We start from the raw sequence: 18,537 nt of genomic DNA on the forward strand, positions 1-18,537 counted from the left end.
CGCCGCAGCGCCCGAAAACCGTGAAGGCCCGTAGGGTGGACAAGCACAGCGCAGTCCACCCAACCCGCGCCGGCGCTGGTGGACTGCGCTACCGCTTGTCCACCCTACCGCGCTCGTCCACCCCTAAGGCTTCACCACAACGCCGAAAATCACTCCAAATCCCAATCTCGCAGATCCCCGGGCTCGATGCCGCCCCATTCCGGCGGATACCAACCCTCGGCGACCGCACGACGGAAAGAACTATAGGGCCAATCCCCGGCCGCACGCGCGAGTCCATGTTTGACGGGGTTGTAATGGACATAGTCGATATGTCGACGCCAGTCCTCCTCGTTTCGAATCGCATGCTCCCAGAATCGCCGCTGCCACACCTCCTTTTCGCCCCGCCGATTCACGGGCGCATCGGCGCGGACAGAGACGTCGTGTTTGATATCCCTCCAGCGTCGGGAGAAATCGGCATCTCCCTCGGGGAGCTGCCAGACGGTGTGAAGATGGTCCGGCAGCACGACCATGGCTTGAATCTCGAACGGCCGACGCCGTTTGACATCCCGCATCGCCTCTCGCAAAAGCTCCACAGGCTCGGGTCGACCGAAAAGCGGCCGTCTGCCGTATGTCACGACGGTGAAAAAATAACAGCCGCCGGGGAGGTAACGCCGCCTGTAGTCGCTCATGCTGCGGATTACGTTCTGCTGTGCGAAGTCGAGGCATTGGCGGGTCTTCTGCCGTAGGGTGGACGAGCGGGAGCGAAGTCCACCGATCCCCGCACCGGCGTTGGTGGACTGCGCTGCGCTTGTCCACCCTACGGCGTTTGTCCACCCGGCGGCGTTTGTCCACCCGGCGGGGTTTGTCCACCCGGCGGCGCTTGTCCACCCGGCGGGGTTTGTCCACCCGGCGGGGTTTGTCGATCATACACGATTCGCAATTAAGCTTCGCCGATGGTTCTCCCGTAGGGTGGACGAGCGGGAGCGAAGTCCACCGATCCCGGCTCCGGCGTTGGTGGACTGCGCTGCGCTTGTCCACCCTACGGCGCTTGTCCACCCTACGGCGCTTGTCCACCCGGCGGCGCTTGCCCACCCGACGGGGTTTGTCCACCCGGCGGGTTTGCGGGGCGCTCGGTGGTCGCAAGCGCGTAGGGGTTTCCGTGCGTGTCCAGCAGTGCGGTGGGATGGATCAGCACGGATAGACGGCGGCCGTCGGCATGCAGCCGCGCGCTCTCGAACGGCTCGACGCGCTCGCCGCGCTGCAGGCGCTCGATCGTCGTGCGATGGAGCTCCATCGCCTCCGGCGGTATCAGGCGTTCGATCGACATCGCCAGGGCGTCGCTCTTGCGGTATCCGTAGATGCGCTCGGCCGCCGGGTTCCAGGCACGGATGGACCCGTCGAAGCCCTGCACCGTCATGGCATCGTCGGCATCCTTCACCAGGACCGCCAGACGCTGCTCCTGCCCCAACGCGTTGCGTAGACGCTCGGACCTCTTCACCTCGTCCACGTCGACGAACGCGATCACCGCGCCCTCGATGCGGTTCTCCGCGGACTTGTAGGGGCGAATCCGCACCGAGTACCAGTGGCCGTCCTTGTCCTGTATCTCCAGCGTCTGGGGTGTCACCCGGTCGATGACCGCCTGAACCCGGGCCTCCAGATCGGGGATCTCGATATTCGGCTTGATGTTGCCGATGGGACGGCCGAGATCGGAGGCGATCAGGTTCAACAGCCGTTCGGCCTGGGGCGTGAACTGGCGGATGCGCAGGTCTTCCCCGAGAATCAGCACGGGTAGACGGACGCTGGCGAGGAGATTGCCGAGATCGCTGTTGGCCTCGGCCAGGTCGTTGTTGCGGTTCTCGAGCTCGCAGTTGACGGTGGCCAACTCCTCGTTTGTCGATTGAAGCTCTTCCTTGGCCGTCTCCAGCTCCTCGATGGTGCTTTGCAGCTCCTCGTTGGCGGACTGGATCTCTTCGTTGGCGGATTTGAGCTGCTCGTTGTTGCGCTCCTGCTCCGCGATGATGGATTGGAGATAGTCGCGCGTGGAGGTCAGCTCGCGCTCCAGCGCGACGATGCGCTCGTCCACCGGCATCGTGGGCTCGCTGGTCGCGTCCGGGGCGGGGACCGAGCCCGGCTCGGCGCTGGCTGTCTCGTCGAACAAGACCAACAGCCGATCGGGCGACCCGCCGTCGTCGATCGGCAGCACCCGCAGACCCACCCAGGCATCGGTGCCGTTGCGCCGATACCAGACACGACGCTTGTTGACGGCCGACCCGCTCGTACGCGCCTCTTGGATCGCGGTGCGCAGCTCGACCGCGAGCTCCCGGCGCGCGAGCTTGAGCAGATTCAGGGTTGCCGCCCCCGGGATCGGATCGAGATAGCGACCGGTCTCCCCGCGGAACAGCAGGATATCCAGATCGCCCGAAATCACCACGCCCGGCGGACCATAGTGTTTGAGGATCATCCGATCGGTTGCTTCGGTCAGGTCGATCGGCTCGTTCACACCCCGCGCCGGGGCGACGACCCGGGCATCGCCCGGCGCTTGAAACGCGCGCGGCATGAGCGCGGGGTCGAGCCGGGGCGCGTTTGATTTCTTCGTGTAGATCTTGCTCTTCTGATCGAGCAGCGCGAAAAGGTCGGCCCGTGCCCCGATGGACTCGGACGACCCCAACATCAAGAACCGATTCGGCTCCAAGGCATAGTGGAAGATCTGCAGCGCCTGTTTCTGCAGAGGTGGCCCGAAATAGATCATGAGGTTGCGGCAGGAGACCAGATCCAACCGGGAGAACGGCGGATCCTTCACCAGGTTCTGGACGGCGAAGATGCACAGATCGCGCACCCGCTTGGCAACCTCGAATCCGCCGGGGGCCTTGACGAAGAAACGCTTCAGCTGCTCGGGTGTCAGGTGCGCGACCAGCGGGTCGGCAAAGAGACCGGCGCGGGCCTTTTCGATCGCCTTCGGGTCGATATCGGTCCCGAAGATCTGGATGCGCGTCCCGGCCGCCCGCTCTCCCAGAGACTCGAGCATGGCGATGGCGATGGAGTAGGCTTCCTCGCCGGTGGCGCAGCCGGGCACCCAGACACGGACCGGGCGCTCCGCATCCGGTTCCGCGAAGAGAACCGGAAAGACCTTCTCGCGCAGGGCGTCGAACGCCTCGGGCTCGCGAAAGAACCCGGTGACGCTGATCAGCAGATCGTCGAACAGCCTCGACACCTCCTCCGGCTCGGATTGGAGATAACGCACGTACTCCGCAAGCCGGTCGATCCGATGCACGGCCATGCGCCGTCTGATGCGCCGCAGGATCGTGTCGCGCTTATAGAAGCTGAAGTCGTTTCCGGTGCGCGTGCGCAGCATCATGAAGATCCTGCCGAGATCCTCTTCGTTGCCGCCCGGCAGCTGCGCGATCGTGCGCGCGGGTTGGCGCAGGTAGGGATGACGGGCGATGCGCGCGAGCTCGCTCGCCATCTCCGGCGGTGCCAACACCAGATCCACACAGCCGGCGGCGATCGCGCTGCCCGGCATCCCGAAGTGCTCCGCGCTGCGCTCGTCCTGGGCGAAGGTCATCCCGCCCGCCGCCTTGATCGCCTTCAGCCCCAGGGTGCCGTCCGAGCCGGTTCCGGAGAGGACCACGCCGATCGCCCGGGGCCCCAAGTCGTCCGCCAGGGTTTGCAGAAAGGTGTCGACCGGCAGGTGCAGCCCGCGCTCCTCCCGGCGCGCCAAGACGAGCAGGCGCCGATGGTGCAGCCCGAGTGAACAATCGGGCGGGATGACGTAGACATGGTCGGGCTCGACCGACTCGCCGTCCACGGCCTCGCGCACCGGCATCCGGGTCGCCCGCCCCAGCAGATCGACCAGGAGGCTCGGATGCGCGGGATCCAGATGTTGGATGAGGGCGAAGGCCATGCCGGTGCGCGTCGGCAGATGGTGCAGCAGACTGCGGAAGGCATCGAGCCCGCCGGCCGAGGCGCCGATGCCGACGATCGGGTAGACGCCGCGCTCGGCCTCCGGGTCCCGGTCGGGAGGGTTGTCGTGCTCGCCGCGCTTGGGCTCCGCAGACGAATCGTGCTCGCCGGCGCCGTTCTCGGCGGTGCTCGAGGGGTCTTGCGACGGCTCGGAGACCGGTTCCGGCGGAGCGGTATTCCTCGATGCTTGCGGATCAGGGCTCATCGTTGACTCCTCGGGGTCGATCACGGGATCAATACACGACCGCAACAGCCTGTCAACTCGATGAGAGCAACCGCGCCCGGCCGAATGCGCGAACGATGGCGGCGTGATTCAGCGGGGGATCGGTAAAACTACTGAGCCCGCCCGCAGATAGCCACAATACAAAAATCCACTAGTTACTCATATAGTTGTGGCTGATGAACGCCCGACATGAAGACCGGGCAATACCGACAGAGGAACCCTCGGCACGCGCCTGATCCGCCGGGTAGATTCCAAGCGTCGAGGCGGCGACGCTCCAGCGAAGATTCAATCGAGCGGGACACACATGGACGCACAGATGACGAAACAACCGGGTTGGGGCGGGGATGACACCGACCCATCGAGCGAATGGTCATCGGAACAGGCGGGCAGCGCAGACGAGCTGCACCGCCTCATGCACGATTTGAAGGCCCATCAGATCGAGCTGACCCAGCAAAACCGCGAGCTTCAAGACGCGCAGCATGCGCTCGAGATCTCGCGGGACCGCTATGCCCGACTCTACGACCGGGCACCCGTCGGCTATTGCACCCTGGATCGGGGCGGCATCATCCGCGAGATCAACCTGACCGGTGCAGCAATGCTCGGGACGGAGCGCGGGCACCTCGTAGGTACGCCGTTGTGGAGTCATCTCGATGCCGGTCAAGCACAGGCGCTGCACGCGCACATCGAGGCGGTCCAACGCGGCGCCGAGCGCCGCACGCTCGGCGTCCGGCTGACACGGCGCGACACCGGACACACCCTCGATCTAAGGCTCGACAGCGAGCCCGCGCGCGGCGAAGAGGGCGATGCGGTCTGTCTTACCGTCATGCTCGATGTCACCGAGCAGCGGCACCTGCTCGAGCAGCTCAGCGCGCGCGAGCAGTCGCTCTCCCGGCTCGCCCTGCATGATCCGCTCACCGGCTTGGCCAACCGCGCCTTGTTCTCGGATCGCCTCGATCAGGCGATTGCCCGCACGCAGCGCACCGGGGAGCAGCTCGCCGTTCTGTTCATCGACCTCGACCGCTTCAAGCTCATCAACGACAGCTTCGGACACCCCTTCGGCGACGAGGTCCTCAAAGAGGTCGCTGCTCGACTCAGAGAGCAGGTCCGCAAGGACGACACGGTCGCCCGCATCGGCGGGGACGAGTTTCTCATGCTCGTCGCCCCGGCGGACTCGCCGGACGCCGCCGCCGCGGTCGCGCGCAAGCTCATCGAGCTGCTGCGCCGTCCCTATGCCGGTCCCCGAGAAGAGATCGCGCTGACCGTCAGCATCGGCATCAGCCTCTGTCCGAACGACGGCACGGAGGCGGAAGACCTGGTGCGTCAAGCCGACACGGCGATGTACATCGCCAAGCAGAGCGGTCGCAATACCTTCCGCTTCTACGCCCCGGACATGACCGCGCAGGCCTTCGACCGTATCCTTCTCCGATCGGGTCTGGCGCACGCCGTGGAACGCAACGAGCTGGTCATGGCCTACCAACCGCAGCTCGCATTGGATACCCGGCGCATCCCGGGTATCGAGGCGCTCGTGCGATGGAATCATCCGGTGCTCGGCTGCTTGGCGCCGAACGGGTTTCTGGCTTTGGCCGAGGAGACCGGGCTGATCCGCGGAATCGATGCCTGGGTCCTGCGTACCGCGTGCACCCAGCGCAAACGCTGGCAGGCCGAGGGGCTCGACGAGGGAACTCTCATCAAGGTCAATTTGTCGAGAAGGGAGCTGGAGCGGCCGGAGCTTGCAGACGATCTGGAGACGCTGCTGCGCGAGCTGGATCTCGACGCGCGATTGGTCAGCCTGGAGCTGACCGAGACGGGGCCCGTCTCGGACTCCGCCTCGGCACTGGAGACGGTGCGCCGGTTGAAGGGGCTCGGGATCGAGCTCTCGATCGACCATTTCGGGGCCGTCTCATCCTCGCTCATGGACCTGAAGCGGCTGCCGATCGGGGAGCTTAAGATGGACAAATCCTTGATCGACGGACTTCCGCAAGACAGCGACGATGCGGCGATCGCTCGCGCGATCCTCGCACTGGGCAAGACCCTGGGCATGCGCGTCGTCGCCCAGGGGGTCGAGACGCAATATCAGGCCGATTTCCTGCGGGAGGCCGGCTGCACGATCGCGCAGGGGTTTCTCTACACCCAACCGCTCGGTCCCGACGAGCTGATGCGGTTCGTCAAGGCTTGGACATAAGAGACCGCGCGGCGAGGGCCGGAACAACTCCGCCGACGCGGGACCTGTTGAAAGGAGGACCCGTAGGGTGGGCGAGCGAGAGCGAAGTCGACCGAACCCGGCGCCGGCGTTGGTGGACTGCGCTGCGCTTGTCCACCCTACGGCGCTTGTCCACCCTGCGGCGCTTGTCCACCCTGCGGAGCTTGTCCATCCTCTGCGTGCTTGCGCGCCCTACCCGTGTCGATCAACGACGGTAACGGGCTTCAGGGCGAGGACGTCGCAGGAGAGCGGCGCAAAACAGAACGAGAATGAACGGAAGGAGAGCACCACCATGACACGACTCGACTCGATGCGCGCACCGACGGCATCCTCGGCCTCACGGAGCGCAGGCGGTCAGGCCATCGGCGTCCTTGGACTCCAAGATCTCGGGCGCCGGGGCCCCGACAGAACGGGCGACCCCGCCCCGAGGATCGCGACCCCTGCGGCAGATCTGGAATACGAGGTCGACGACGGCCACCTTTCCATTCGGATCGAGGGTCCGCTGGACTTGCGCTGCGCCTTTGCCTTGCTGCTGATCGGCCAAACGGTGGACGAGAGCATCGACACCTGTACGCTCGATCTGACAAGCGTCGACCCGATCTTCGACTCCGGCATCGCCGCTCTCGTCTTGGTCACGCGGGAGCTGAAGGAGAAAGGCGTGGAACGGATCCGGATCCACGGCCTGGACCTCGACAGCGCGACCCTGAAACCCTTCTTGATGTGAGCATCCCGGACCCCAAACCATCGATCATGGGGTCTCACCTTTTCAACCCCCTGCCGGTGATCACCGCCGGCCAGGGTCGACTGAACACGCATCGGCTCGAATCTTCTAAACTAAAGGTGTGTGGAGGGCGTTTTCGTCGAACGCTCGGGCCGCGCCGAGAAACGGCGGCCGATCCCGCAAGGCATTGCAGGCGGGCAGACCACAACGGTCGAAACGCAACGCCACACCCCGGCACGGCAAGACCCCGGACGGGTGTCGAGCACGTCCCCGAACGCCGGCATCGGAACCCAATTCGCCGACAGCACAATGGAGGTGCCGCTCCAATGGCAAAATTCGACCAAGCGAGTGACGCGCAACTGGCACGTCTCTTGGCGGAGATCGAGCGCGCAGGCAACGGGTCCGACGAGCTGACCCGCCTCGTGCACGATCTGCAGGTCCATCAGATCGAGCTCGAGCAGCAAAACCGCGAGCTGCTCGCCGTGCGTGCGGTGCTGGAGGAGTCGCGCGAGCGCTATGCGGATCTCTATGACTTCGCCCCCGTCGGCTACCTCTCGATCGACGCCGCGGGCAGGATCCAAGACATCAACCTGACCGGGGCCAAGCTGCTGGGGCAATCGCGCAACGCGTTGATCAACCGGGCCTTCAGCGGTTTCCTGCGTCCGGAAGACCGCGCACGCCTGAACGGTCATATCGCCGAGATCCTGTACGCACGTGAGCCTGGAAACTGCGAAGTGCGCCTGCGAGCGCGCGACTCGGCCGACTCCGTCGACGCCGCCGAGCCGCGGACCTTGATGCTCGAAAGCCGGCTCGAGGACGGGAGTCCGCCCGCGCGGATCCGCATGATTCTTTCGGACATCACCGAGCGCAAGCAGGCGGAGCGCGAGCGCAGGCAACGCGAGATCGCAGCGGCCGCGGCGGAGTCGAGACATCGGCTGGTCAGCGGACTCGAGCGGCTGTCGGCCGCGGCAACGACGGCGTTCGACCCGCAGACCGTCTTGAACGATCTGTTGCGGGTCGTGCAGGATCTCCTGCGGGTGGATCGCGCCTGGTTGCTGTATCCGTGCGATCCCGACGCAACCGAGGTCAGAATTCTGGCGCAGTCCGCCGTTCCGCGCTGCCCGGGAGAACCTCTGACCGACCGCAGCATCCCGACCGACGAGCCTCTGCGCCGTCTGATCCGATCGGCCCTGAACGCATGCGATCCGGTACAGGATCCGGACCCGGGCGCCATTGCGATCCTCGGCGGCGGCTTCGCGCCGCGCTCGCGCCTGATCATCGCCGTGCGTCCCGAGGATGATCGGCCCTCGCTGCTCGGCCTGCATCTGTGTCGGGTCGAACGCACTTGGAGCGAGGACGACCTGACCCTCGCGCGGGCGCTCGCCGGCCGACTCGCCGATATCCTCGACATCCTCGCGGTGCGGCGCGCGTTGACCGAAAGCGAGGAGCGCTTTCGCGCAACCTTCGAGCAAGCGGCGGTCGGCATCTGTCACCTCGACCGGCAGGGCTTTTTTCTGCGGGTGAACCGCAAGCTCTGCGCCATCCTGGGCTACACGGCGGAGGAGCTGCTCGCCCGGACCTGTCGCGGCCTCGTCCACCCGGACGATCACGATGACTTGATGGAGTACATCGCGAGGATCGGCGAGGATCGGGCCCGTGATCCGGAGAGGGAGCCCGGTACATCGCAGAGCCTGGAGCTGCGACATCTCGGCAAAGCGGGCCACGTCATCTGGTGCAATCTGACGATGGCCGCCGTGCGCGATTCGAGCGGAGGCCTGCGCTATTTTATCGGCGTCATCGAAGACATCAGCGCCCGCAAACGCCTCGAGGAGCGCGAGTCCAGACACCGCCACGCGCTCTTCAGGTTCGGGCGCATCAGCACCATGGGCGAGATGTCGAGCGCCATTGCACACGAGGTCGCCCAGCCGCTCATGGGCATCAGCACCTATGCCGGCGGAGCGCTCGAGCGCCTCGACAACGCACCGGTCGATGTCGAGGCGCTGCGCCTCGCCCTGCATCAGATCTCCAGGCTCGCAGCGCGTGCGGGCCGGATCATCGAGCGCATTCGGGATTTCTCCAGGCAGCATGCGGGCGCACCCCGACCGATCGACATGGAAGCCGTCAGCCGAGCGGCCGTCGGCATGATCGAGCCTGAGATCAGGGCAAACGACGTGAAGGTCGAGATTCGGAGCAACGACGACGTGCCCCTTGCCAGCGGCGATCCGGTCGAGATCGAGCAGGTCTTGATCAACCTTTTGATGAACGGCATGGACGCGATGCGCGACACGCCCCCCGCGGAGCGCCGCTTGCGCATCGCGATCAAGCGCGCCGGAGCGGATCAGGTCCGGGTCGCCGTCGGCGACCGCGGGGTCGGGTTGGACCAAACCGACCCGAGCCGGCTGTTCGATCCCTTTTACACGACAAAGGAGGGCGGTACCGGGCTCGGGCTTTCGATGAGCAGAACCATCGTCGACTCCTACGGCGGACGCATCTGGGCCGAACCCCGTCCAGGCGGCGGCGCGGTGTTTGCCTTCACGCTGCCCCGGCACCTCCCGGCCGAAGCGAGCGACCGGTCGTCCGCGAAGACGCCCGCGAGCTCGACCGATCGCCGGCTCGCAGACCCGCCCGATGCCGCCACAGGAGACCCGACATGAGCCATCAGTCGACCGTATTCGTCATCGACGACGACGAGGACGTGCGCGAGTCGCTGCGCTGGCTCTTCCAATCGGTATCCATGCCGGTCGAGGTCTTCGCATCGGCGGCCGAGTTTCTCGCCCATCCAGACCGCGATGGCCCTGGATGCCTGGTGCTGGATGTGCGCATGCCGGAGATGGACGGGCTCGAGCTGCTCGAGGTTCTGCGCACGCACCGCATCGGCCTGCCCGCAATCATGATCAGCGGACACGCCGACGTGCCGATGGCGGTCAAGGCGATGCAAACCGGTGCCGTCGATTTCATCCAGAAACCGGTCAATCACCAGGATCTCCTGCAGCGCGTGCGCAGGGCGCTCGCCGCGGACGAACGTTTCCGCGAGGAGATCGGCGACCCGCGGATCATCGCCGAACGGCTCGAGCAGCTCACAGCCAAGGAGCGCGAGGTGCTCGAGTCGATCGTCAACGGCAGCACCAACAAGGCGATTGCCGGCGCGCTCAAACTCAGTGTGCGTACGGTCGAGACACATCGCGCCAACCTGATGCGCAAGCTCGGTGTCCACTCGACCGCGGGTCTGGTGCGCGTGACGCTCGCGTGCAGACTGCGCCCTTAAACCGCGCCCGGCGCGCTCTGTGATGTGATTGAATGGGATCGACCCCGGCAGACGTGACGACCGCTGCAGCCGACGCGGTTTAGGTCCTTCCATCCGCGCCGGAGTCTTCGACTTGCCTGATCCGGAGGTCCACGTGACTCCAAGAGCACGATTCCCCCGCCCCATGAACCAGCAGAAGAGGAGGACTCGAGAGGATGGAACGCCGATGGCATCAGCGAATCGAGATCGACGTCCCGGCAACCCTCGCGATCAACGGCAAGCACCGCCCTGGTCCGTGCCGAATCAGAAACTTCAGTGCAGGCGGGCTCTTCCTCGAGACCGCCGTGCCACTCGAGCGCAACCAATTCGTCGAGGTACTCATCCATCCGCACGGCGTCTCGCCGCGTGTTATCGACGGGATGGTTGTTCATGTCGGGGACAGCGGGGTCGGGATCGAGGCCGAGACCCGCTTCTGGTCGCAAGCGCTGAACTGGGCGTGAAGAGGACCGCGCGGGATACAATAAAGGCATCGACAACCCAACTAAACCGCGTCCAGAGCGAGATGCAAAATTTTCGAGTGAGTTCGACGTTTGCTGCATCCACGGCCCTTAGCGGGGACGCGGTTTAGAATAATATATTTTTGAATATCTTAAACCGCGCCGACTCCAGCGGCCGCCAAGTCTTCCGGGGCCGATCCCATCCCAAAACATCCCATACCGCGCCGGGCGCGGTTTAAGAGGCCTTCCATGCGCCGATTCCCCGCCGAATGGGAACCCCAGAGCGGGGTCATGCTCACCTGGCCTCACGAGGACACCGACTGGGCCGACCAGTTGGATCGCGTCGAGCGGCTCTATGCCGACCTCGCCGCCCTGATCGGGCGCTACGAGCCGGTACTGAACGTCTGCCGAGACGCCGAGCATGCCGCGGCCGTCCGCGCACGCCTCGCAACCGCCGGAGCCGATCCCGAAAGTCAGCGTTTCGGGATCGCCCCGAGCAACGACACCTGGGCGCGCGATCACGGGCCGATCGGCGTTCGCACCGAATCGGGAGAACACCTCCTGCTCGACTTCCGTTTCAACGGCTGGGGTGGCAAGTTCGCCGCCGATCGCGACGACCGCATCACCGAGACGCTGAGCGCAGGCGGTCTTTTCGGAGAAACCCCGCGCGAGCCCGTCGACCTGGTTCTCGAAGGCGGCGCGATCGAGACCGACGGTCGGGGCACCCTGCTCGCGGTCACCCGAACACTGGTTGACCCGCGCCGCAACCCGGGCCTGACCCGCGACGCAATCGAGCGGATCCTCGCCGAGCGTCTCGGCATCCGTCGTTTCCTGTGGCTCGAGCACGGCGCCATCAGCGGCGACGACACCGACGGACATATCGACACCTTGGTTCGCTTCTGCGCGCCCGACACACTCTGCTACGCCCGCTGTACCGACCCGACCGATGCGGACTTCGACGAGCTTCAGGCGATGGAGCAGGAGCTTCGAGGCTTTCGCGACCCGCAGGGCAGCCCCTACCGCCTGGTGCCCTTGCCGACCCCCGAACCCGTCCTGGACGGCGACGGCGAGCGCCTCCCGGCCGGCTACGCCAACTTTCTCCTCATCAACGGCGCCGTGCTCGTGCCGACCTACGACACCCCCGCCGACGTCGAGGCGCTCGACACCTTCCGCCGTCTCTTCCCGGACCGCGCCGTCTTGCCCGTCGACTGCCGCCCGCTGATCCGCCAAGGCGGCAGCCTGCACTGCATCAGCATGCAGCTCATGGATGGCGTGCTGGCATAGGCGATTTCCGGAACAAACACCGTTGGGTGGATGAGCGCCGCAGGGTGGACAAGCGCCGCAGGGTGGACAAGCGCCGTAGGGTGGACAAGCGCAGCGCAGTCCACCAAACGCCCGCGCAGGACTCGGTGGACTTCGCTCTCGCTCGTCCACCCTACGGCAAATGTCCACCCGGCGCTTATCCGCCCGCATCCCGCCTTCGTTGTCTTTCTTATCCAAACCGCGTCACAGCAGGGGGTCTTGGTATCCGCTAGCGTACGAACACCCGCCGACGCCCGGATGAACCAAGGACGCGGTTTGGATCATTCGATCTCGCTAACGTGCTAATGAGGTGCGCTGCATCAAATCAGGGCCGCCTCAAAGCGCCTAGAATCTCCAACAAAGAGGCCGAGGTGTGCAGAATGTCATTGCTGGATCAGATCCCTGTAGTCGTCGAAACCGGCTCGGCCGTTCCCGAGGGTGATCCGCAATCGCACGGCAACGCCGACCCCGTCCTCCATGAAGTCCGCCATGCCCTGTCGCGTCTGATCGCCACGGGAGAGACCACCAAGATCGATCTGAAGGCGATGCCGTTTGGCCCGGGCGACCTGGAGCGGTTGCTGTCCGTGCTGGGCACGGGCGAGGTTCAGGCCAGTATCGATGCCTTGGGTCCGACACGCGTCCAGGAAACCGCCATCCCCGGCGTCTGGCTGGTGGACTATCTGAATTCCGAGGCGAATCGCCTCGCCCTGCATCTCGAGATCGCGACTGTTCCCGAGATCCTGTGTCCGCAGCCGCAGGATCTGGACGACGCGATCGCCGCGCTCGACGCCCGCTTGAACCCGGGCCGGAGCGACCCGCCTCTCGCGTCCTGACATCTGAAGGAGGGACTATGGCTGCCCGTAACCCCACTGATAAAACACTCGGCGAGAGCCTTCGCGAACGTGGCGTCTCGCGCCGCGGCTTCCTGAAGTTCTGTGCCGCGACCGCCTCGATGATGGCGCTGCCGCCAAGTATGGCTCCGGCGATCGCCGCGGCGCTGGAGAAGGCCAAGCGCCCGTCGGTCATCTGGCTGTCGTTCCAGGAATGTACCGGCTGTACCGAGTCGCTGACCCGCAGCCATGCCCCGACGCTAGAGGATCTGATCCTCGATGTGATCTCGCTGGATTATCACCACACCCTGCAGGCCGCGGCCGGCGATGCCGCCGAGCATGCACGCGAGCAGGCGATGGCGGCGAATCCGGGCGAGTATCTGGTCATCGTCGACGGCTCCATCCCCGGGCCGGACTCCAATCCGGGCTACTCGACCGTTGCCGGTCACAGCAACTACGCCATGCTCATGGAGACGGTCGAGAACGCCGCCGCCGTGATCGCGGTCGGCACCTGTGCGACCTTCGGCGGACTGCCGGGCGCCAATCCCAATCCGACCGGCGCCATGTCGGTCATGGATCTGGTGAAGGACAAGCCGGTCATCAATGTCTCGGGCTGTCCGCCGATCCCGATGGTGATCACGGGCGTCATCGCCCATTACCTCACCTTCGGACGTCTGCCCGAGCTCGACGCCTACAACCGCCCGATGGCCTTCTTCGGCCAGTCGATCCACGACCGTTGTTATCGCCGGCCCTTCTACGACAAGGGGCTGTTCGCCAAGACCTTCGACGATGAAGGTGCGCGGCTGGGCTGGTGTCTGTACGAGCTCGGATGCAAGGGTCCGACCACCTACAACGCCTGTGCGACCATGCGCTGGAACGACGGCACCAGTTGGCCGGTCGAGGCGGGGCACCCCTGCCTGGGCTGCTCCGAGCCGAGATTCTGGGATGCCGGCGGTTTCTACAACACGGTCTCGGTGCCGACCTCGGCCTCCGGCGTCGACGTGCTCGCAGCGGGTGCAGCGGGTGCCGTCGTCGGGGGCGCGGTCGCGGCATTGGCCAAGAAACAGACCAAGACAGCCGTCGCCCATCGCCAACCGGTGACGGTCGAGGAATTGGAGGCGAAGCTATGAGCGGCTCGATGGAGTTTCTGCTTTGGACCAAGGGTCCGATGTTCAACATCGCGATCGCCATCTTCGCGATCGGCCTGCTGGTGCGCATCGCCGAGATCTTCGTGCTCGGACGCAAGAAGAACTTCGCCGAGGCCCGCGCGGGCGAGTGGGGGCCGGGCTTTCGGACCATGCTCACCCGCACCGTCGCGGATCCGGGCACCTTCCAGCGCGCGCCCTTCAACGTGGTCGTCGGCTGGGTGTGGCACATCGGCTTTCTGATCGCGCTGCTGCTCTTCCTGCCGCACATCGCGCTGATCGAGAGCCTGACCGGTCTGTCCTGGCCTGCATTGCCGAACCCGGTCATCAGCCTGGTCACCTCCGTCACCCTGGTCGCGCTGATCGCCACCCTGGTGCATCGGATGACGCATCCGGTGAAGAAACGCATCAGCACGGTCGAGGACTATGTGGTCTGGGCCGTGGTCTTCGCGGTCGTCCTCACGGGCTGGCTGGCCTATTACCGTCTGGTCAACCCCTATCCGCTGGTCCTGGGCATGCACATCCTCTCGGCCGAGATCATGTTGATCCTGCTGCCCTTCACCAAGCTGACGCACATCTTCACGACCTTCATCGCACGCTGGTACAACGGGGCCGCATTCGGCCGCAAGGGGGTTCAGTCATGAGCGAGCTGACACTCGAACGAGGCCTCGCGGCCTTTCGCGCCGAGGTCGACGGTCCGGTCGCGGCCTTCTTCTCGAGCTGCGTGCACTGCGGCATCTGCGCCCAGGCCTGTCCCTTCTATCTCGAGACCGGCGATGCCAAATACACGCCGATCCTCAAGCTGGAGCCGCTGCGTCGCGTCTGGGAGAACGACTTCACGCTCTGGGGCAAGATCAAGGGCATGATCGGCCTCCAACAGAAGGTGACGGACGCGATGCTGGCCGAATGGGAGGAGCTGCTCTACGACTCCTGCTCCATGTGCGGTCGCTGCTCCATGGTCTGTCCGGTCGGCAACGATCTGGCGCTGATGATCCGTAAATCACGCGAGGGCATGGTCCAGGCCGGACATGCACCGGAAGGGCTGATCGCCGCCTCGGTGCGCGCCATCCAGACCGGCAGCCCCATGGGGCTGCAATGGAAGACGCTCGCGGTCCAGATTCAGCATGTCGAGACCAGCTCGGGGCTGAAGGTCCCGGTCGACCAGCCCGGCGCCGACTATCTGGTGCTGCTCTCCTCGATGGAGATCATCAACTTCCCCGAATACCTCGAAGCCATCACCAAGATCTTCGACCATGCGGGGGTGACCTGGACGCTGTCCACCGAGTGCTTCGAGGCGACCAACGCCGGCATCCAGATCGGCAACAAGGACATCGCCGCCCAACTGGTCGAGCGTGTCGTAGCCGCCGCCGAAGCGCTCAAGGTGCCGAAGGTGATCAGCCCGGAGTGCGGCCATGCCTTTACGGCCATCCGTTGGGAAGGCCCGAACCTGATCGGCCGGCCCTACCCCTTCAAGGTCTTCCACATCATCGAGGTCCTCGACGAGCTACGCGCGAGCGGGCGGATCAAGACCGAAGGGATGGAGACCGATCGGCTCTCGATGCACGATCCCTGCAACCTCGCCCGCAAGAGCGGTGTCATACAGCAGCAGCGCAACCTCATGAACCTGGTCGCGGAGAACTTCGTCGAGCTCAAGGAGCACGGCAAGTTCCAATGGTGCTGCGGGGCGGGCGGCGGGGTGAGCTCCAACGAGCGTGCCGAGCCGCTGAAGATGGCCGCCTTCAAGCGCAAAAAGGCGCAGATCGAGGAGGTCAACCCGGAACGCATGGTCACCATGTGCGCCACCTGCCGGACCCAGCTCGAAGAGGGTCTGGAGGAATTCAACATGGAGATCCCGGTGGTCGGTCTCACCGAGATGATCGCCGAGCACCTGGTGGAGAAGAACTGACATGAGCGAACGCATCGTCGTCGATCCCGTCACCCGCATCGAGGGCCATCTGCGCATCGAGGCCCAGATGGACGGGGAGAACATCGCCCAAGCCTACAGCTCCGGGACCTCGGTCCGCGGACTGGAAACCATCTTGAAGGGCCGCGACCCGCGCGATGCCTGGGCCTTCGCCCAACGCATCTGCGGCGTCTGCACCCTGGTGCACGGCATCGCCTCCGTGCGCAGCGTGGAGGACGCGCTAAAGATCGAGCTGCCGCCCAACGCCCAGCTGATCCGCAATCTCATGATCAGCTCGCAGTTCGTGCACGATCATGTGATGCACTTCTATCACCTGCACGCGCTCGACTGGGTCGACGTGGTCAGCGCGCTGAGCGCGGATCCCAAGGCGACCTCGGATCTGGCCCAGTCCATCAGCAGCTGGCCCAAGTCCTCGCCCGGCTATTTCGCCGACACCCAGAAGCGGATCAAGACCTTCGTGGAATCCGGCCAGCTCGGCATCTTCGCCAACGGCTACTGGGGCCATCCGGCCTACAAGCTGCCGCCCGAGGCCAACCTCATGGCGGTCGCGCACTATCTGGAGGCGCTGGCCTGGCAGCGCGATGTCGCGCGTCTGCACGCCATCTTCGGCGGCAAGAACCCGCATCCGAACTTCGTCGTCGGCGGCGTGCCCTCCCCCATCGACATCGATTCGGACTCGGCCATCAACGCCAAACGGCTTGCCGAGGTGCAGCAGATCCTGCAAACCATGCAGACCTTCGTCGATCAGGTCTATGTCCCGGACACCCTGGCGATCGCGAGCTTCTACAAGGATTGGGGCGAGCGCGGCGAAGGCCTGGGCAACTTCATGAGCTACGGTGATCTGCCGGCCACCGGGACCATGGATCCGGCGCAGTTCCTGTTCCCGCGCGGCGTCATCCTCAACCGGGATCTCAGCACCATCCACGAGATCGACCTGCACGACGCCGGTCAGATCCAGGAATACGTCGCGCACTCCTGGTACGAGTATTCAGGCGGCAACGACCAGGGGCTCCACCCCTACGACGGCGAGACCAACCTGGAATACGACGCGCGCGGCGGCGTGAAACCGCCCTACACGCAACTGGACGTGAACGACGGCTATTCCTGGATGAAGGCCCCGCGCTGGAAGGGTCACGCCATGGAGGTCGGCCCGCTCGCCCGCGTGCTTCTGCTCTATGCCAGCGGCCACGAGCAGACCAAAGAGCTGGTCGAGATGACCCTGACCACGCTGGACCTGCCCGTGCGCGCCCTCTACTCAACGCTCGGACGCACCGCTGCACGGACCTTGGAGACCAAGATCCTGACCGACACCGCGCAGGACTGGTACAACCAACTGATCGCCAACATCAAGGCCGGCGACAGCCGCACCTTCAACGAGACCCTCTGGGAGCCGTCGAGCTGGCCCGCCGAGGCCCGCGGCGCCGGTTACATGGAGGCCCCGCGCGGCGCGCTCGGTCACTGGATCGTGATCAAGGACGGCAAGATCGCCAACTACCAGGCGGTCGTCCCCTCGACCTGGAACGCCGGCCCCCGCGACCCGAGCAGCCAGCCCGGCGCCTACGAGGCCGCGCTGCAGGACAACCACCAGCTGGTGGATGTGAAGCAACCGATCGAGATCCTGCGCACCATCCACTCTTTCGATCCCTGCATCGCCTGCGCGGTACATCTGACCGACCCGGACACGGGTGAGCAGATGGAGATCAAGATCGCCTGAGGCGATCGTCTTGAAGGAAAAAAGGCCGCTCGGCGCGGCCTTTTTCATCGTGAGTCGCATCATCCCCTCGCGTTCGAGCGCCACTCCCTCGAACGCCGCGAGAACACAGGCGCATCCGATTCCCGGTCCTGCGCTCCAGGCCGCGATCGTCGACGTCGCCCCTCCCCAGAGGCCAAGTCAAAGGGACAGCGTCCCGAACCGACTCGACGGAGAACACGCCATGGAGTTTTCAAACCGACCGCAAGGGCGAGAAGAAGACATCATCGCGCTTTTCACCGTGACCTTCACCGCGTCCGAAGGCACGGAGGAAGGCGCACTGATCGGCGCTCTGGCGCGAAACCTGCTGATCGGTACGGCCGAGAAGGATCTCTTCGTCTTCACCGCCGAGGAGGATGGCACGATGATCGGCAGCATCGTCTTCTCGCGGCTGACCTACGAGGGCGATGACCGAACCGTGTTCGTTCTTGGCCCTGTCGCCGTTGCGACCGACCGGCAGGGAAAGGGCATCGGACAGGGATTGCTGAGCCACGGCTTGGCGTCACTGCGAAATGCGGGCGTGGACATCGCCGTGACCTACGGCGATCCGAATTACTATGCCAAGGTCGGCTTCATGCCGATCAGCGAGGCGGAGGCGCAAGCGCCCTTCGCGTTGAAGCATCCCGAAGGCTGGCTGGGACAGTCGTTGACGGATCGGGCGATGACGCCGTTGAAGGGTCCGTCCCGCTGTGTCGAGGCGCTGAACGATCCCCTGTTTTGGTAGGGGCATCGTCGTTGACCGTGATCTCGGGGCGGGTGGAC

At 65.2% G+C, this 18,537-nt stretch carries 14 protein-coding genes; 12 read left to right on the forward strand and 2 right to left on the reverse strand.

What is annotated here, in order from left to right:
- Nucleotides 1-149: 149 nt before the first annotated feature.
- Both THIMADRAFT_RS00670 and THIMADRAFT_RS00675 read right to left on the reverse strand, forming a co-directional pair.
- Entirely contained in the window at nucleotides 150-668 is a 519-nt protein-coding gene (locus tag THIMADRAFT_RS00670) for an REP-associated tyrosine transposase (protein WP_007191013.1), read from the reverse strand.
- 368 nt (nucleotides 669-1,036) lie between these two features.
- Nucleotides 1,037-4,144, reverse strand: a complete 3,108-nt coding sequence (locus THIMADRAFT_RS00675) for a chemotaxis protein CheB (RefSeq protein ID WP_007191014.1) — start codon at nucleotides 4,142-4,144, stop codon at nucleotides 1,037-1,039.
- A gap of 334 nt (nucleotides 4,145-4,478) precedes the next feature.
- Between THIMADRAFT_RS00675 and THIMADRAFT_RS00680 the strand changes: the two genes are divergently transcribed.
- From THIMADRAFT_RS00680 to THIMADRAFT_RS00735, 12 genes are all read left to right on the forward strand, one after another.
- Nucleotides 4,479-6,344, forward strand: a complete 1,866-nt coding sequence (locus THIMADRAFT_RS00680) for a putative bifunctional diguanylate cyclase/phosphodiesterase (RefSeq protein ID WP_158308348.1) — start codon at nucleotides 4,479-4,481, stop codon at nucleotides 6,342-6,344.
- A gap of 310 nt (nucleotides 6,345-6,654) precedes the next feature.
- On the forward strand, nucleotides 6,655-7,086 hold the full coding sequence (locus tag THIMADRAFT_RS26360; protein ID WP_007191016.1) for an STAS domain-containing protein: 432 nt from the start codon (nucleotides 6,655-6,657) through the stop codon (nucleotides 7,084-7,086).
- 323 nt (nucleotides 7,087-7,409) lie between these two features.
- The gene (locus THIMADRAFT_RS00690) at nucleotides 7,410-9,737 is read left to right on the forward strand and encodes a PAS domain S-box protein (RefSeq protein ID WP_007191017.1); all 2,328 of its coding nucleotides are present in this window, start codon (nucleotides 7,410-7,412) and stop codon (nucleotides 9,735-9,737) included.
- Nucleotides 9,734-10,348, forward strand: a complete 615-nt coding sequence (locus THIMADRAFT_RS00695; protein ID WP_007191018.1) for a response regulator transcription factor — start codon at nucleotides 9,734-9,736, stop codon at nucleotides 10,346-10,348. The genes THIMADRAFT_RS00690 and THIMADRAFT_RS00695 overlap by 4 nt, the downstream gene beginning before the upstream one ends.
- 194 nt (nucleotides 10,349-10,542) lie before the next feature.
- Nucleotides 10,543-10,827, forward strand: coding sequence for a PilZ domain-containing protein (locus THIMADRAFT_RS00700; RefSeq protein WP_007191019.1), 285 nt, complete (start codon nucleotides 10,543-10,545; stop codon nucleotides 10,825-10,827).
- Between the two features lie 246 nt (nucleotides 10,828-11,073).
- Nucleotides 11,074-12,108 carry an agmatine deiminase family protein gene (locus THIMADRAFT_RS00705; protein WP_007191020.1) on the forward strand — a complete coding sequence of 345 codons (1,035 nt, stop codon included), beginning with the start codon at nucleotides 11,074-11,076 and terminating at the stop codon, nucleotides 12,106-12,108.
- Nucleotides 12,109-12,506: 398 nt separating this feature from the next.
- Nucleotides 12,507-12,959, forward strand: a complete 453-nt coding sequence (locus THIMADRAFT_RS00710; RefSeq protein ID WP_007191021.1) for a hydrogenase expression/formation protein — start codon at nucleotides 12,507-12,509, stop codon at nucleotides 12,957-12,959.
- A gap of 17 nt (nucleotides 12,960-12,976) precedes the next feature.
- Nucleotides 12,977-14,086: a hydrogenase small subunit gene (locus THIMADRAFT_RS00715; protein ID WP_007191022.1), complete on the forward strand. Its 1,110-nt coding sequence runs from the start codon at nucleotides 12,977-12,979 to the stop codon at nucleotides 14,084-14,086.
- Complete coding sequence (locus THIMADRAFT_RS00720; RefSeq protein WP_007191023.1) at nucleotides 14,083-14,745, forward strand: hypothetical protein; 663 nt, start codon at nucleotides 14,083-14,085, stop codon at nucleotides 14,743-14,745. Before THIMADRAFT_RS00715 ends, THIMADRAFT_RS00720 begins: the two co-directional genes overlap by 4 nt.
- Nucleotides 14,742-16,007 carry a (Fe-S)-binding protein gene (locus THIMADRAFT_RS00725; RefSeq protein WP_007191024.1) on the forward strand — a complete coding sequence of 422 codons (1,266 nt, stop codon included), beginning with the start codon at nucleotides 14,742-14,744 and terminating at the stop codon, nucleotides 16,005-16,007. The genes THIMADRAFT_RS00720 and THIMADRAFT_RS00725 overlap by 4 nt, the downstream gene beginning before the upstream one ends.
- A gap of 1 nt (nucleotide 16,008) precedes the next feature.
- Complete coding sequence (locus tag THIMADRAFT_RS00730; RefSeq protein WP_007191025.1) at nucleotides 16,009-17,739, forward strand: nickel-dependent hydrogenase large subunit; 1,731 nt, start codon at nucleotides 16,009-16,011, stop codon at nucleotides 17,737-17,739.
- Between the two features lie 220 nt (nucleotides 17,740-17,959).
- Nucleotides 17,960-18,499: a GNAT family N-acetyltransferase gene (locus tag THIMADRAFT_RS00735; RefSeq protein ID WP_007191026.1), complete on the forward strand. Its 540-nt coding sequence runs from the start codon at nucleotides 17,960-17,962 to the stop codon at nucleotides 18,497-18,499.
- Nucleotides 18,500-18,537: the final 38 nt, after the last annotated feature.

This window comes from Thiocapsa marina 5811 (assembly GCF_000223985.1).
Classification (GTDB): Bacteria; Pseudomonadota; Gammaproteobacteria; order Chromatiales; family Chromatiaceae; genus Thiocapsa; species Thiocapsa marina.

Coding starts and splice junctions, on each gene's coding strand:
- THIMADRAFT_RS00670 (WP_007191013.1), bottom strand. CDS start 668: ATGAGCGACTACAGGCGGCGTTACCTCCCCGGCGGCTGTTATTTTTTC.
- THIMADRAFT_RS00675 (WP_007191014.1), bottom strand. CDS start 4,144: ATGAGCCCTGATCCGCAAGCATCGAGGAATACCGCTCCGCCGGAACCG.
- THIMADRAFT_RS00680 (WP_158308348.1), top strand. CDS start 4,479: ATGACGAAACAACCGGGTTGGGGCGGGGATGACACCGACCCATCGAGC.
- THIMADRAFT_RS26360 (WP_007191016.1), top strand. CDS start 6,655: ATGACACGACTCGACTCGATGCGCGCACCGACGGCATCCTCGGCCTCA.
- THIMADRAFT_RS00690 (WP_007191017.1), top strand. CDS start 7,410: ATGGCAAAATTCGACCAAGCGAGTGACGCGCAACTGGCACGTCTCTTG.
- THIMADRAFT_RS00695 (WP_007191018.1), top strand. CDS start 9,734: ATGAGCCATCAGTCGACCGTATTCGTCATCGACGACGACGAGGACGTG.
- THIMADRAFT_RS00700 (WP_007191019.1), top strand. CDS start 10,543: ATGGAACGCCGATGGCATCAGCGAATCGAGATCGACGTCCCGGCAACC.
- THIMADRAFT_RS00705 (WP_007191020.1), top strand. CDS start 11,074: ATGCGCCGATTCCCCGCCGAATGGGAACCCCAGAGCGGGGTCATGCTC.
- THIMADRAFT_RS00710 (WP_007191021.1), top strand. CDS start 12,507: ATGTCATTGCTGGATCAGATCCCTGTAGTCGTCGAAACCGGCTCGGCC.
- THIMADRAFT_RS00715 (WP_007191022.1), top strand. CDS start 12,977: ATGGCTGCCCGTAACCCCACTGATAAAACACTCGGCGAGAGCCTTCGC.
- THIMADRAFT_RS00720 (WP_007191023.1), top strand. CDS start 14,083: ATGAGCGGCTCGATGGAGTTTCTGCTTTGGACCAAGGGTCCGATGTTC.
- THIMADRAFT_RS00725 (WP_007191024.1), top strand. CDS start 14,742: ATGAGCGAGCTGACACTCGAACGAGGCCTCGCGGCCTTTCGCGCCGAG.
- THIMADRAFT_RS00730 (WP_007191025.1), top strand. CDS start 16,009: ATGAGCGAACGCATCGTCGTCGATCCCGTCACCCGCATCGAGGGCCAT.
- THIMADRAFT_RS00735 (WP_007191026.1), top strand. CDS start 17,960: ATGGAGTTTTCAAACCGACCGCAAGGGCGAGAAGAAGACATCATCGCG.